This is a genomic window from Salinilacustrithrix flava (assembly GCF_041228405.1).
GTDB classification, from domain to species: domain Bacteria; phylum Actinomycetota; class Acidimicrobiia; order Acidimicrobiales; family Salinilacustritrichaceae; genus Salinilacustrithrix; species Salinilacustrithrix flava.
Genome location: NZ_CP133888.1, coordinates 1,205,442 through 1,219,865 on the forward strand (window position 1 = coordinate 1,205,442; position 14,424 = coordinate 1,219,865).

General features: G+C 69.6%; 15 protein-coding genes. 11 read left to right on the top strand and 4 right to left on the bottom strand.

Going from position 1 to position 14,424, the window contains the following annotated elements; genetic code table 11:
• Positions 1 to 290 precede the first annotated feature (290 nt).
• From RGQ06_RS06005 to RGQ06_RS06030, 6 genes are read left to right on the top strand one after another with little or no spacing between them, the layout of a single operon-like run.
• Positions 291 to 806 (top strand): TadE/TadG family type IV pilus assembly protein, encoded by a 516-nt coding sequence (locus RGQ06_RS06005; protein WP_432427473.1) that lies wholly within the window; start codon positions 291 to 293, stop codon positions 804 to 806.
• Entirely contained in the window at positions 806 to 2,845 is a 2,040-nt protein-coding gene (locus RGQ06_RS06010; protein ID WP_432427472.1) for a pilus assembly protein TadG-related protein, read from the top strand. The genes RGQ06_RS06005 and RGQ06_RS06010 overlap by 1 nt, the downstream gene beginning before the upstream one ends.
• A gap of 45 nt (positions 2,846 to 2,890) precedes the next feature.
• On the top strand, positions 2,891 to 3,805 hold the full coding sequence (locus RGQ06_RS06015; RefSeq protein WP_432427471.1) for an ABC transporter ATP-binding protein: 915 nt from the start codon (positions 2,891 to 2,893) through the stop codon (positions 3,803 to 3,805).
• A complete protein-coding gene (locus RGQ06_RS06020) occupies positions 3,802 to 4,692 on the top strand; it encodes a hypothetical protein (RefSeq protein ID WP_432427470.1) in 891 nt (296 codons plus the stop codon). The genes RGQ06_RS06015 and RGQ06_RS06020 overlap by 4 nt, the downstream gene beginning before the upstream one ends.
• Positions 4,689 to 5,636, top strand: coding sequence for an ABC transporter ATP-binding protein (locus RGQ06_RS06025; protein WP_432427469.1), 948 nt, complete (start codon positions 4,689 to 4,691; stop codon positions 5,634 to 5,636). Before RGQ06_RS06020 ends, RGQ06_RS06025 begins: the two co-directional genes overlap by 4 nt.
• Complete coding sequence (locus RGQ06_RS06030; RefSeq protein ID WP_432427468.1) at positions 5,633 to 6,400, top strand: hypothetical protein; 768 nt, start codon at positions 5,633 to 5,635, stop codon at positions 6,398 to 6,400. The genes RGQ06_RS06025 and RGQ06_RS06030 overlap by 4 nt, the downstream gene beginning before the upstream one ends.
• Positions 6,401 to 6,469: 69 nt before the next feature.
• On the opposite strand, the gene RGQ06_RS06035 is transcribed toward RGQ06_RS06030, so the two are convergent.
• Entirely contained in the window at positions 6,470 to 7,159 is a 690-nt protein-coding gene (locus tag RGQ06_RS06035) for a PilZ domain-containing protein (RefSeq protein ID WP_432427467.1), read from the bottom strand.
• 105 nt (positions 7,160 to 7,264) lie between these two features.
• Between RGQ06_RS06035 and RGQ06_RS06040 the strand changes: the two genes are divergently transcribed.
• Positions 7,265 to 8,026, top strand: a complete 762-nt coding sequence (locus tag RGQ06_RS06040) for a phosphoglyceromutase (RefSeq protein WP_432427466.1) — start codon at positions 7,265 to 7,267, stop codon at positions 8,024 to 8,026.
• 78 nt (positions 8,027 to 8,104) lie between these two features.
• On the opposite strand, the gene RGQ06_RS06045 is transcribed toward RGQ06_RS06040, so the two are convergent.
• The 3 genes from RGQ06_RS06045 to RGQ06_RS06055 form a co-directional block, all read right to left on the bottom strand.
• Positions 8,105 to 8,443 carry a P-II family nitrogen regulator gene (locus tag RGQ06_RS06045; protein WP_432427719.1) on the bottom strand — a complete coding sequence of 113 codons (339 nt, stop codon included), beginning with the start codon at positions 8,441 to 8,443 and terminating at the stop codon, positions 8,105 to 8,107.
• A gap of 21 nt (positions 8,444 to 8,464) precedes the next feature.
• A complete protein-coding gene (locus RGQ06_RS06050; RefSeq protein WP_432427465.1) occupies positions 8,465 to 9,874 on the bottom strand; it encodes an ammonium transporter in 1,410 nt (469 codons plus the stop codon).
• A 159-nt stretch (positions 9,875 to 10,033) separates the two neighbouring features.
• Positions 10,034 to 10,534, bottom strand: a complete 501-nt coding sequence (locus tag RGQ06_RS06055; protein WP_432427464.1) for a winged helix-turn-helix domain-containing protein — start codon at positions 10,532 to 10,534, stop codon at positions 10,034 to 10,036.
• Positions 10,535 to 10,639: 105 nt separating this feature from the next.
• On the opposite strand from RGQ06_RS06055, the gene RGQ06_RS06060 reads away from it, so the two are divergent.
• Genes RGQ06_RS06060 through RGQ06_RS06075 form a run of 4 tightly spaced genes read left to right on the top strand, consistent with a single transcriptional unit; the run spans position 10,640 to position 14,423 of the window.
• Positions 10,640 to 11,062 carry a Crp/Fnr family transcriptional regulator gene (locus RGQ06_RS06060; RefSeq protein WP_432427463.1) on the top strand — a complete coding sequence of 141 codons (423 nt, stop codon included), beginning with the start codon at positions 10,640 to 10,642 and terminating at the stop codon, positions 11,060 to 11,062.
• Positions 11,063 to 11,081: 19 nt separating this feature from the next.
• Positions 11,082 to 11,792, top strand: coding sequence for a pentapeptide repeat-containing protein (locus RGQ06_RS06065; RefSeq protein WP_432427462.1), 711 nt, complete (start codon positions 11,082 to 11,084; stop codon positions 11,790 to 11,792).
• A gap of 13 nt (positions 11,793 to 11,805) precedes the next feature.
• Complete coding sequence (locus RGQ06_RS06070; RefSeq protein WP_432427461.1) at positions 11,806 to 14,025, top strand: heterodisulfide reductase-related iron-sulfur binding cluster; 2,220 nt, start codon at positions 11,806 to 11,808, stop codon at positions 14,023 to 14,025.
• Complete coding sequence (locus RGQ06_RS06075; protein ID WP_432427460.1) at positions 14,022 to 14,423, top strand: hypothetical protein; 402 nt, start codon at positions 14,022 to 14,024, stop codon at positions 14,421 to 14,423. The genes RGQ06_RS06070 and RGQ06_RS06075 overlap by 4 nt, the downstream gene beginning before the upstream one ends.
• Position 14,424 lies beyond the last annotated feature (1 nt).

Here is a 14,424-nt window from a genome sequence, read left to right on the forward strand (position 1 = left end):
CGGGACTTCGGATGGGGTCAGGGAAGTGGCGCCGACCCTCGGTTCCAGGCCGGTTGCGCTGTGCCAGCATAAAACTTGAGTGTGGAGTTGACAACTTCGACATTCCCGCTCGATCCGTGACCTCTACCGCACGATCCGCGGTCCGCCAGGCCGCTGGACCCCGATCGGCGTGCGTCCTCCGCTGCGACTGCCGAGAAGGCCGGATCTCCGCTGACACCTAGGCCGTATGGCCCAGTACTCTCCGCCCTGGGAATGTGCGTGCGCGCGAGCGCGACGGGGCGAGGCGAGCCATGGCAAGACCAATGAAACGGCGTGACGGAGGGGCCTCTCTCGTCGAGTTCGCCTTGCTGCTACCGGTCTTCGCGATGCTCCTATTCGGAGGGATCACAGCCGGGCTGGCGTTGAACGAGAAGCAGCAGATGACGCACGCCACTCGCGAGGGCGCTCGCTATGCCGCGGCGGTAGCACCCGATCAAGAGTTCGCCGGCCGCACGTGGGCGGAAGCCGTACGTGAACTCATCGTGGAGAGATCAACTGGCTCGTTGGTCGAAGGCGATGTCTGCGTCTCGCTCGTGATCGGCAGCGAAGGTGGCTTGGAGGTCGTGTCACCGGACACCGAGTACTCGACCGACGACGACAACGACCCTTGCATCCAGGGACAGGAGTACATCGTCACTGCGGTCGATGAAGGGTTGCGCGTGCAGGTCACCGCGAGGAAGCCCGCCAAGATCGATCTCGTGTTGTTCGGAAGCTACGAGGTCACCCTCGAGAGCGAAGCCACTGCCCGCTCGGAGGGCGACTTGTGATGAGTTCCCGTGTCCGTCGTGGCGAACGTGGAGCCTTCCTCCTCATCTTCGCTCTCAGCCTCACGGTCATCTTGATCATCGTGGCGATGACGGTGGATTTGGGCCAAGCCCGGTCATCCAAGCGCGACGAGCAGCAGCTCGCTGACCTCGCGTCGCTCTCGGCGGGGCGAGAGATGGCCGGATATGGCGCCACTTCGGGAGGGACCGTGGTCTCGAGGCCACAGGATGCCTGTAAGGCCGCCATGGCGTCCATCCGGACGAACGCGACCGGATTCAACCCGACGAACGCTCAGATCGACGCAGCGTGTAGCACATTCCCCATGACGATCGCTGGCTGCACCGCGACGACGCCGCTCCCATCAAACGCCACGGTTATCGACGACCCGTATGCGGTCACGGTGCGCTGGCCGATCCCCCCTGAGGAGATCGAGGATCCGCGTTTCTCCGGCGATGGCCTCAACGACGGTACCGACCAGTGCCAACGCATGCGCATCGCCGTTCAGCGCGTCGACGACACGGCGTTCGCCGGGGTGATCGGCGTCGGCTCGCTGACGACGTCCGCTAACGCGGTCATCCGGTCCACGCTCGACAACGACAACAAGATCATCCCAGCCTTCCTGATCCTGGAGCGTTCGGACTGTGACGCTCTGGGCACCAGCGCGAACGGCGCAGACGTGGGCGGTATCCAGATCCTTGGCATCCCCTCCACCGATCAGCCGGGCACGATCCACGTCGACACGACCGCAAACAGCGGCTGCAACGGGAACGCCGCCAACTCCGTGGCCGTCTACGGCAAGCCACTGTCGAGCGGTGGCCCCAGCATCCACCTCCATCCGTCACCGTCCACTGGCGTCGAAGGACTGCTCTACGTCGTGGCGACGTCGAACGCCGCCAAGGAGGTCCCGGGCGGTGTGAACGCCACCCCCCAGCCCGGGGACGTCGTGTCACGGGTGCCGGTCGACGAGGAGTTCAACTCGACGGCCAACCCGGCAGTGACGGACCTGCACAGCCGGGCAAGAGCGGCCGCGAGCATTACCGTGAGCTCGGACACCGTCGGGGACGGCTGGAAGCGGCTCGACTGCGATCTCAACGCGTTCGATGACGCCGACACCGACGCCGCCAACTGGTACATCCGGTGTGACACCTACGACGATACGACTGGTCGGATCGACGACGTGGCCTCGGTGCTCGGCACACCTAACAGGATCGTCTTCGACGGCGACGTCAAGGTGCCGAACGGACAGTCGCTCAGCTTCACCACCGCGGCAATCGGCGACGTGGCTGAAGTGACGATCAGAGGAAAGCTGAGCGTGGCCGGAGGCATCGATTTCGGTACGCGAGTGGAGCGCATCTACGTCGGCGGCATCGATGGGTACGACAACAGTATGAAGAACTCGTCCAGCTTCACGGTCGCCAACACCGGAAGCGTTCGGATCCGCAGCAACTCGCTTCCCACCCTGGCAGTGGGCGGATCGGTCAACACGGTGTGCCCCACGGGCGCGCAGAGCGGCTGGGCAGAACTGGCGATCTTCGGAGACGATGGGCCGAACCTGGACTCCGCCGGGAACATGGCCATGTGCAACACCATGGTCTACACCGCCGGCGACACGCTCTCGAGTGGGTACCAGGTGCAGCAGACGATCAACGGAGGCAACTGCTCGACGGACGAGCCCTGCCCGAAGAAGACAGGGAATATCGCTGATGCCGGCCGCCTCGAGTTCAACGGCGTCGTCGACTGGACTGCGCCGAACACCACGTCTGGCGTCCCGCCGTCACCACGGGGCCTGGAGGACTTGCTCTTCTGGAGCGAGGGCAGCGGCACAACCGACCTCAAGGCTGGGGCGAAGGTAGTCACACAAGGCATCTTCTTCGGCCCGAGCATGAACGTCGAGTTCCGAAGCCCAGCGGTGAGTTCGCCGCGAAACGCTCAGTTCATCGCACGGCGCCTTCGACAGAACCAGGGCACGCTCTACATGCTGCCGAACCCCAACGACAGCACGCCGATCCCAGCTCCGGGCAGCTTCTCCATCATCCGTTGAGAGGAGCGGGCACGAGCACGGTTTGCGTCTGAGAGACTGCTGCCGATGGCGGCGTTGCTCGAGGTCGACGACCTCACGAAGACCTACGACGGCACCGTCCGAGCGCTCGACTCGCTGGCCGTGACGTTGGAGCCGGGGGTCATCGGCCTCGTCGGCGCCAACGGTGCCGGCAAGTCGACGTTCTTCCGGATCCTGCTCGGGCTGACCCGGCCCGACTCCGGGACCGTCATCGTTGACGGGATCGACGTCGGGTTGGATCCCATCGGCGTCCGGACCCGGCTCGGGTACATGCCGGAGCACGACTGCCTGCCGACCGATCAGTCGGCGGCGGACGTCGTGTCCATGCTCGGGGAGATCGCCGGCCTCCCAGCCCGGGCGGCGCGCCAGCGGGCGAGCGACGTGCTCGACCTGGTGGGGCTGGATGAGGCGCGGTTCCGGCCGATCGAGGGGTTCTCCACCGGCATGCGCCAGCGGGCGAAGCTGGCCCAGGCGCTGGTGGCCGATCCGAAGCTGGTGCTGCTCGACGAGCCGACCGCCGGGCTCGACCCGCAGGGCCGCCACGAGATGCTCGACCTGGTGCGCCGGCTCGGCACGTTCGGGATCTCGGTGATCATGGCCACCCACCTGCTCGATGACGTGCAGACGACGTGCGACCAGGTCGTCATGATCGACGCCGGCCGGCTCGTCGCATCGGGCCGCACCGAGGAGCTGCTGCACACGACCGGGGTCGTGCGGGTCGACACCGCCGGGCGGGGCACGGATCTGCTCGCCGCGCTCGCCGGTCGGGAGGCGACCCTCCTGGCTGACGGCACCGTCGAGGTGCCGGTCACCGGTGACGACGACCTCGACGCCATCGTCGCGGCGGTCGCCGACGCCGGCCTGCCGCTGCACGGCCTGACCAGCCAGCGCTCCAGCCTCGACGACGTCTTCCTCGCCGACCACGCCGCGGGCCTCACATGACGGCGACCAACCCAACCGGGCGCGTCTACGACCGCGGCTACCGCCCCTACGACGGCGAGCTCGGCGGTCGCTCGGCCGCACGCCTCGCCCTGTTCAAGGCCTCGGTCCGCCGGGCGCTCGGCATCCGCAGGTCCTGGCGCCAGAAGCTGTTCCCCTGGGTGCTGCTCGCCATCGCCACGGTGCCGGCCATCGTCAACGTCGGCGTGGCCTACATCACCCGCGGTCGGTTCGAGGACACGATCGAGATCATCACGTACCAGGAGTACGTCGGCGTCTCCACCGCGCTGCTCGTGTTCGTCGGCCTCACCGCACCCGACGTCATCTGCCCGGATCGACGCAACCGCGTGCTGCCGCTGCTGTTCGCCCGGCCGCTGACCGGCAGCGACTACGTGGCGGCCAAGGTCGGTGCCGTGGCGGCCATCGTCTTCGCCTTCGGGTTCCTGCCCCAGGTCGTGCTCTTCGTCGGCCAGATGCTGGTGAGCGACGCCGCCCTCGACTATCTGACCGACAACGCTGCGGTGCTCTGGCAGGTGCCCCTCGCCGTGGCCGTCCTCGCCCTCTACTACGCCTCGCTCGCCGTGGCCATCTCCTCCTTCGCCACCCGGCGCATCGTGGCCGCCGCTGCCCTGCTCATCGTGCTGCTGGTGACGTCGGTGACCGCGGCGATCCTCACCGAGGGCGGATCCGGGAGCACCGCCTGGGCGGCGGTGAACCTGCTCAACAACCCGCTGCAGGTCCGTGACCTGATCTTCGACGGGCAGATCTCCCCCGATGCCGACCTCGCCGGGGTGACCGGCGGCGGTGCCCTCGCGGTGGGCGTGTACCTGGCCGTCGTCGGCGGGTCGCTGGCCACCCTGCTGTGGCGCTACCGCTGGGTGGAGACATGACCACCACCGAGGGCCTCGACCCCGCCTTCGTCGACGACGCCACCGTCGTGGTCGACGACGTGTCGGTCTGGTTCGGCCAGAAGGTCGCGCTGTCGGAGCTGTCGTGCTCGTTCGGACCGGGCGTCACCGGCCTGCTCGGCCCCAACGGCGCCGGCAAGACCACCCTCATGCGGGCCATGTGCGGCCTCATCCCGCCCCGCCGCGGCCACGTCACGGTGCTCGGCCACGATCCCCGCGGCCACCGCGACGTCCAGGCCCGCGTCGCCCTCGTGCCGGAGGAGGACGCCGTCCCCGAGGCGCTCACCGCCCGCCAGCTCGTCCGCTACCAGGCGACGCTGAACGGCGTCACCGACCGCGATGCTGTCGAGCGCTCCCTGGCCGAGGTCTCCCTCACCGACGTGGCCGACCGTCGCCTGGGCGGGTTCTCCAAGGGCATGCGCCAGCGGGCCAAGGTCGCCGCCGCCCTCGTCACCGACCCCGAGGTGCTCGTCCTCGACGAGCCCCTGAACGGCGCCGACCCGGTCCAGCGGGTCGCCCTCATCGAGCTGTTCCAGGCCCTCGGCGCGGCCGGGCGCACCGTCGTCGTCAGCAGCCACGTCCTCCACGAGGTCGAGCGCCTGGCGGCGCGGGTCATCGTCGTCGTGCACGGGCGCCTCGCCGCCGCCGGCAGCCACCGCGCCATCCGCGACGCCATGGCCGACCGGCCCCGACGGGTGCTGCTGCGCTCCGACGACGACCGTCGCCTCGCCACCGGCCTGCTCGGCCTCGACCAGGTCGTCGCCGTCGAGCTCGCCGACGCCGGCGTCACCATCTCCACCGGCAACGCCGGCGAGCTCGCCCTCGCCCTGCCCGGCCTGTCCCGCCAGCTCGACGTCCGCCTGCGCGAGGTCCGGGCCCTCGACGCATCCCTCGACAGCGTCTTCGCCGACCTGACCAGCCGATGACCTCCCCCACCGCCCTCCGTCCCACCGGGTCGCCGCTGCGCCGGCTGCCCGCCCTGGTCGCCTACGTGCCGAGGGCGTGCCTGCCCGCTCGCCGCCTCGCCGTGCTCGCCCTGCCGTGCGCCACGATCCTCGCCAGCGGCCTGCTGTCCCTCGCGCTCGACGACACCGCGGACGCGGCGTTCACCGACGTCGCTGCCCTCGGCATCTTCGGCCTGGCCATGCCGCTCGGCACCCTCGTCATCGGCGATGCGGTCCTCGGGGCCGAGGTCCGCTCCGGCACCCTCGGCTTCACCTGGCTCACCCCCGTGCGCTTCTGGGAGCTCGCCCTCGCCCGCTGGCTGGGCGGCTGGCTCATCGCCCTGCTCACCCTCGTCCCGTGCGCCGCCGTCGCCGCGGTCCTCGCCGGTGCCAGCAGCCTCGTCGGACCCGTCGTGGTGGCCACTGCGGCCGGCGCCGCCGCCCACATCGCCCTCTTCGTGCTCATCGGCGCCATCACCCGTCGGGCCGCGGTGTGGTCGCTGGCCATCGTGTTCGTGATCGAGCGACTGCTCGGCGCCGTGCTGTCCGGCATCGCCCAGCTGTCCCCGACGTGGCAGGGCCAGGCCACCTTCACCGGCCTCGGCGACGTGGCCGGGGCACCGACGCGCAGCGGCATCCCCGAGGGATGGGACGCCGTCGTCCGCCTCGGCCTCATCACCATCGTCTGCCTGGCGCTCGCCACGGTGGGCCTCCGCCGCCTGCAGCTCACCGGCGCTCGCGACTGACGCCCGCTCGACGGACCGGGCCGCTCCCCACGCCTCCGGGGCGTGCACCGCGGCCCGGAACGGATCGGGCTACAGGACGGCGGGGTTGTGGGTGAGGTTCCAGATCACCGACGTGAGGATCTGCTCGCGCAGCTCGTCGTCGCCGCCGGTGAACGCCACCCCGTAGTGGTGCAGCGTGGTGCCGCCGGGCGTGCGGCCGTACATCGACACGGTGCGCACCTCGGCCCGCTGCTCGATGGGCACCTCCCCGTCCGGGCCGGGCAGGGCGCAGCGCACCGTGAGCACGGCCCCCTCGGTCAGCTCCTCCTCGCAGATGAGGCCGACCCCGCCGGCGGAGAGATCGACGACCTTGGCCAGACCGCTCAGCCCGCCGTCGACCTCGAAGTGGGCGTCGAGGACCAGCGGCACCCGGGCGTCGTTGCGACGGGCGCGCCGGTCGATGGTGACCGGCATCGCCAGGCCGAACGGGGCGCGGTCGTCGGGGCGCAGGTCGGTGACGACGGTGTCGAAGGAGTAGACGGCGTCGCCGGGGCGGTCGAAGCGCACCGACACGAGCTGGCCGACCTCCAGGTCGAGCATCGCGTCGCGCCGGATCGGCAGGTCGATCCAGATCGTGCGGCCGTCGGCCTCCACGATCGAGCACGCGAACCCGCCGAGCACGTCACGGAGCACGGCGAGCCGCAACGGCACCCCCGGCTCCAGGTATCGCAGCCGGACCGCGGTGGCGTTGTGATCTGTTGCCTCGTCGATGTCGAGCATGTCTGAGCCCCCCTCTCCCCTGCCGGCAAGCGTACGCCCGGTCGTGCGGCTGATGTGGCGCCGGACGGGTGCCCGCCAGAGACCGGTCCCGCTACGGTCCGGACCATGTCGCACACGCTCGTCCTGCTCCGCCACGGGCAGTCGGTCTGGAACCTCGAGAACCTGTTCACCGGCTGGTACGACGCCCCGCTCACCGAGCTGGGCGAGCACGAGGCCCGCACCGGCGGCGAGCTGCTGCTCGAGAAGGGCGTGCTCCCCGACACGGTGCACACCTCCCTGCAGACCCGGGCGATCCGCACCGCCGAGCTCGCCCTCGCCGCCTGCGACCGCTCGTGGATCCCGGTGCGCCGGCACTGGCGCCTGAACGAGCGCCACTACGGCGACCTCACCGGCCGGGACAAGGCCGAGACCGCCGAGAAGTACGGGGACGACCAGGTCCACATCTGGCGGCGCAGCTACGACACGCCCCCGCCGGCGATCGAGGCCGACAACCGCTTCAACCCCAACGACGACCCTCGCTACGCCCACGTGCCGCCGGAGCTGCGCCCGGCCAGCGAGTGCCTGAAGGACGTGGTCGAGCGGATGCTTCCCTACTGGTTCGACGCCATCGTCCCCGACCTCGCCGACGGCCACACCGTGCTCGTCGCCGCCCACGGCAACTCGCTGCGGGCCCTGGTCAAGCACCTCGACCACATCAGCGACGACGAGATCCCTGGCCTCAACATCCCGACCGGCCAGCCCCTCGTCTACGAGCTGGACGACGACTTCCACCCGGTCGAGGACAAGCCGGTGTCGGAGCGCTACCTGGCCGACCCCGACGAGGTCGCCGCCGCAGCCGCGGCAGTCGAGGCCCAGGCCAAGGGCTGAACCCGGACGCGCCGCACCCCCGGCAGGGGGAAGCCGGGGGTGCAGGCCCGCCGAAGGGCGGTGATGTGGGGACGACTCCTAGACGGCGTCGGGTCCCATCTCACCGGTGCGGATCCGGGCGAGGCGTTCGACCGCCGTCATCCAGATCTTGCCGTCACCGATCTTGCCGGTCTGGGCCGACGAGGCGATGGCGTCGGCGACCTTCTCGGCGTCCTCGGTCCCGCACACGATCTCGATCTTCACCTTGGGGACGAAGTCGATCGTGTACTCAGCGCCTCGGTAGGTCTCGGTGTGGCCGCCCTGGCGGCCGAACCCCTTGACCTCGGAGACGGTCATGCCCTGGACGCCGACCCCCTTGAGGGCCTCCTTGACGTCGTCGAGCTTGTGCGGCTTGATCACCGCGGTCACGAGATGCAACACGTTTGCTCCTTGGTTCGCTCAGACTGAGACGGGCTTGTTGGACGAGCTGGTGCCGAGCGAGCTCGACCCGCCGGAATCGGGGGCGTAGCCCACGTGGCCGTGCTCCTCGACGTCGAGGCCGGCGAGCTCCTCCTCCTCGGTGACCCGCAGGCCGACCGTGGCCTTGATCACCTGGAAGAGCAGGAACGCAGCGCCGAAGACGAAGACGAAGTGCACGCCGACGAACAGGGCCTGCGTGGAGAGCTGGTCGATCCCACCACCGTAGAAGAGGCCGGCATCCTCACGTCCGAGGAACGCGTCGTCGTACTTGGCGAACAGGGCGATGGAGAGCGTGCCCCAGGTGCCGGCCACGCCGTGCACCGTGATCGCACCGACCGGGTCGTCCACCTTCATCCGATCGAAGAAGCTGATGGAGAACACGGCGATGAAGCCGCCGACGGCGCCGATCAGGATCGCGGCCCAGGTCTCGACCGCGCCGACCGGGGCCGTGATGGAGACCAGGCCGGCGAGCAGGCCGTTGGCGGCCATGGTCACGTCCGGCTTCCCGTCCCGCAGCCAGTTCACGATCATCGAGACGAGTGCACCCGCACACGCAGCGAGGAGGGTCTTGACCGCGAGCTGCGGCACCAGGTTGTCGGCGCCGAGCTCGGAGCCGGGGTTGAAGCCGAACCAGCCGATGAAGAGGATGATGGCGCCGAGCACGACGTAGGGGACGTTGTGGCCGGGGATCGCCCGGGCCTTGCCATCCTTGCCGTACTTGCCGAGGCGGGGTCCGAGGACGAGGGCGCCGGCGAGGGCGGCCCAGCCGCCCGTGGCGTGGACGATGGTGGAGCCGGCGAAGTCCGAGAACGGGATGTCGAGCTGGGCCAGCCAGCCGCCACCCCACGTCCAGCGCAGCACCGTCGGGTACACCACGGCGGTGATGACCAGGCTGTAGATGAAGTAGCTCTTGAACTTCGTGCGCTCCGCCATGGCGCCCGACACGATCGTGGCGGCCGCGGCGGCGAAGGCGGCCTGGAAGAAGAAGAACGTGGCCGGAGAGAGGTTGAGCACCTGGGCGGCTGCCGGATCCTCGATGCCGGCGATGCCGAACCCGAAGCCGAACCAGCCGCCGAGCAGCTCGCTCCCGCCGAACCCGATGCCGTAGCCCACGAGCGCGAACGCGAGGACGCCGGCGGACATGTCCATCAGGTTCTTCATCATGATGTTGGAGACGTTCTTGGCCCGGGTGAGGCCCGCCTCGACCAGCGCGAAGCCGGCCTGCATGAAGAAGACCAGGATCCCGCAGACGAAGACGAAGATGTTGTCGAGCACGACCTGCGTGGCCGGATCGGCGACTTCCTCGGCCTCCTGGGCGGCAGCAGGGTTGGCCAGCAGCAGCAGTGCCGCTCCGACCAGTCCTGCTCCGATGAGCAACTTGCGCTTCACAGCTGTCTCCTTCGATTCGTTGGGTGGGGGTGATGGGGGCGTGTCTGGCTGACAGCGATCTGACCCGGAACTGACGGTAAGGACCGCCCGTTGCACGTCGGTCTCGTGGTCGTTGCGCCGCTGGCAACGCTGTGTGACCGGCGTGTTTCGTGGATCAGGTCAGTGGCCGGCCGCCGACGGCTCGAGCAGGTAGCCGCGCGACCGGACCGTCCGGATCGCCAGGCGCACGGGTTCCAGGCGTCGGCGCAGGCGGAGCACGTGGACGTCGAGGGCGTTGCGGCCCGGCGTGCCGCCGGGCCACCCGGCGGCGACGAGCTCGTCGCGGCTGACCACGGCGCCGAAGCGCCGGACGAGCACGGTCGTGAGGCGGGCCTCGACGGGGGGCAACGGCGCCCAGCGGTCACCGAAGCGGATGACGCCGTCGGTGTCGAGCTCGGGCACCAGCTCCAACGTCCGCTCGAGGCGGAGGCGCAGGCCCTCGAGCCGGGCACGCACGTCCAGCTCACCGCAGGGGGTGCGGACCCAGTCCTCGAGCGGATCGGAGGCGATCGGCGGCGCCGCTTCGGTGTCGACCATCAAGAGCCGGGCGCGGCCGCTCTTGGCCAGCTCCTCCCGGAGGGTCCGCTCGTCGGGCCAGCGGACGATGGTCACGTCCTTCATCGCTTCCGGACGGTACGGACGCTCCGTTTCTCCCGTGTTTCCCACAAGTCACCGCTCCGGCACATCTTCCCGGCACGATCCGCAGGGGTTCCGTATGCTCCGCCCATGTCGAAGAAGAACGCGTCCGATCACCTGTCCCAGGTGCCGCTGTTCACCGCCTGCTCCAAGAAGGAGCTGGGCATGATCGCCAAGGCGACCACCGAGCTGTCGTTTCCCGACGGGACCGAGCTGATGAAGCAGGACCAGTCGGCACGGGAGGCCTTCGTCCTCACCGAGGGCACCGTCGTCGTCAAGCGCAACGGGCGCAAGGTGGCCGAGCTCGGTCCCGGCGCGTTCCTCGGGGAGCTCGGGCTGCTGGACAAGGGCCCGCGCACCGCGACCGTCATCGCTCAGGGCCCGGTCGAGGCCCTCGTGCTCGGCCCGGGGGAGTTCGCCGGCCTGCTCGACGAGGTGCCGTCCATCTCGCACAAGCTGCTCAAGGCCCTCGCCGCCCGCATCCGGGAGCTCGACGCCAAGGCCTACGGCTGAGCTGAACCAGCCCGCCACGGTGGCCACCACCGCGGACGACTGGGCGGCGCCGCCCCGCGAACCCGTCCTCCCCGACGCACCGGCGGTCACCGTCGACCTGGACGACCTCGACGAGCTGTACCCCGACATCGACGGCCTCGACGCCGAGGGCCTCGTGCTGTCGCTGCCCGAGGCCCGCACGCTCGACCTGCTCCGCAGCCGGCTGCGCGGCTGCGCGATCGACGTGCCCGAAGGGTGCAGCATCGAGGCCGGCGACAGCGTGCTCGACGGCCTGGACCTGGTCGGTCGTCGCATCACCGGCCTCGTGCGCACCCACCTGGTGCGGTGCCGGCTCAGCGGCGCCGACCTGGCCGAAGCCACCCTCGAGGACGTCACGTTCGAGGACTGCGCGCTCGACCTCGCCTCGTGGCGCCTCGCTCGGATCCGGCGGGTGGCCGTCCACGGCGGCCGCATCGAGGGCCTGGACGCCACCGCCGCGCAGCTGGAGGACCTCACCATCACCGGCGTCGGCCTCGAGGACGTGCTGCTCGAACGGGCCCGGTGCGAACGGGTCGATCTGACCGGCGCAGATCTCACCTCGGTGACCGCGGTCGCCACCCTGGCGGGCGCCACCATCAGCCCCGCCCAGGCCGTCGCGCTGGCCGCCCGGATGGCCCGCAGCATCGGGGTCCGGGTGCTCGACCCGGAGGACCCGGCGAGGGCTTTCCCACCCCTGCGTGACCGCAAGTAGCCTCCCTCCCGCTATGGAACCCACGGTCGAGTCCTCACGTCGGATCAAGCCCCACCAGCTGGCCCTCGGGCTCGGTGTGCTGATCGCGGCGGTCACCGTCGTCTCCGGCATCGCCGCCACGTACTTCCAGTTCCACGGCGAGTCCGAGATCACGCGCGAGGTGTTCGGGAACATCCCGTCGCCGATCAAGGCCGCGTTCTACATGATCGTGCCGATCACCCTGCTCTACGGCGCCGTGGCCTTCAGCCAGCGCATGAAGAACTGGGAGCGGGGTGCGCCGGAGAACCGTCGCACCACCAAGAAGAACGTCGGTCAGCGCCTCAAGGACTTCCGCGCCGGCGTGTACATGCAGACGCTGCTGCGCGACCCCGCTGCCGGCGTCATGCACAGCCTGATGTACTTCCCGTTCCTGGTGCTGCTCGCCGTCACCACGGTGCTCGAGGTCAACCACCAGCTGCCGGACGAGGCCAAGTTCCTCCACGGCGACGTCTACCGCGCCTACGCCTTCGTGGGCGACGCCGCCGGCGTGCTGTTCCTCATCGGCGTGGGCTGGGCCATCGTGCGTCGCTACGTCCAGCGCCCCTATCGCATCCGGATGAAGACCAAGGCCGAGTACGCGGTCATCCTCGGCACGCTGTTCGCCATCGGCGTCACCGGCTTCCTGGCCGAGATGTTCCGCATCGCCGTCGACGGCCGCCCCGACTTCGAGAAGTGGAGCTTCGTCGGCTACCCGCTGTCCGGGTTGGTCGAGAACCTCGACACCGTCGCCGGTTGGCACCAGGCGATGTGGATCCTCCACGTCATCTCGTTCCTCGTGTTCCTGGTGATCCTCCCGGTCACGATGCTGCGCCACATGTTCACGAGCCCGATCAACATGTACCTGCGAGATCGGGAGCGCCCCAAGGGCGCGATGAAGGCCATGCCGAACCTGATGGAGACCGAGCTCGAGAGCTTCGGCGCCTCCACGGTCGAGGACTTCACCTGGAAGCAGCTCGTCGACCTCGACGCCTGCACCATGTGCGGCCGCTGCACCAGCGTCTGCCCCGCCCACGCCACCGGCAAGCCACTGGACCCCCGCGAGATCGTGCTCAAGTCCGGCGAGGTCATGGCCGCCACCGGCACACCGCAGGTGAGCCCGCCCCTCGGCACCGTCCCCGACATCACCGTGTCGGCCAACTCCTTCTTCGAGCGCATCACGCCCGAGGAGGTGTGGGCCTGCACCACCTGCAAGGCCTGCGACGAGATCTGCCCGGTGAACATCGAGATCATGGACAAGATCCTCGACATGCGCCGCTACCTGTCGCTCATGGAGTCGAACTTCCCGACCGAGCTCGGCGGCGCCTACATGAACATGGAGAACCAGGGGAACCCCTGGGGCATGTCGAACGCCACCCGCGGCGACTGGTCCAAGAAGGTCGAGGGCATCGACATCGTCGAGCCCGGCGACGTCTTCGACCACGAGTACCTGTACTGGGTCGGCTGCGCCGGGTCCTTCGACGACAAGAACCAGAAGGTCTCCGAGGCGATGGCCAAGCTCATGCGCCGCGCCGGGCTCGACTTCGCCATCCTCGGCGCCAACGAGATGTGCACCGGCGACCCGGCCCGCCGCTCGGGGAACGAGTACATCTACCAGATGCTGGCGATGCAGAACATCGAGACGCTCAACACCATGGGCGTCAAGAAGATCGTCACCCAGTGCCCGCACTGCTTCAACACGCTCGGCAACGAGTACCCGCAGCTCGACGGCCACTACGAGGTCATCCACCACACCCAGCTGCTGGAGAACCTCATCGCCGAGGGCAAGCTCGACATGAGCCGGGCCCGCCTCGACGAGCGCATCGTGTACCACGACTCCTGCTACCTGGGTCGCCACAACGACATCTACATGTCGCCCCGCAAGGTCATCGGCTCCCTCGGCGGCGTCGAGATCGTCGAGGCCCCCCGCAACGGCACCAAGGGAATGTGCTGCGGCGCCGGCGGCGCCCGCATGTGGATGGAGGAGTCCATCGGCACCAAGGTCAACGACGAGCGCTCCCGCGAGCTCGTGGCCACTGGCGCCGACCGCATCGCCACCGCCTGCCCGTTCTGCTACGTGATGATGGACGACGGTGTGAAGGCGGCGAGCACCGAGGACGACGGCATCAAGGTGGCCGACATCTCGATGCACGTCCTCGAGGCGATCGAGGCCGGCGAGGCTCGCGACGCGACCTCGCCCCTCACCATGACTGATTGAGCGTGGGGACGATCGATCGGCGCCAGCCACCGGTCGTCCTCATCGTCGGCGACGAACCGGGAGCGGTGGAGATCATGTCCCGGCTCGTCGTCCGCCACGGGCTGCGGTCCGTGAAGGCCAGCGAGGTGACGCCGGCGCTGGAGACGTCGTCGAGCACGCTCCCCCGCTGCATCATCGTCGACCTGCCCCGCGCCGGGCTCGGTTCGGCCCTGCAGCTGCTCGACCTGGTGCGCAGCCACGACGACGACCGGGTGTCCTCGTGCCGGGTGGTCGTCGTCGAGGGGCCCGGCAACCGCGGCGTGCTCCTCGCCTCGGGTGCCGACGCGCACCTGGAGCGTCCGGTGCACGCCCGGGACCTTCTGGCCGCGATCGACGAGCAGCTCGCCTCGTCGCGCTGAG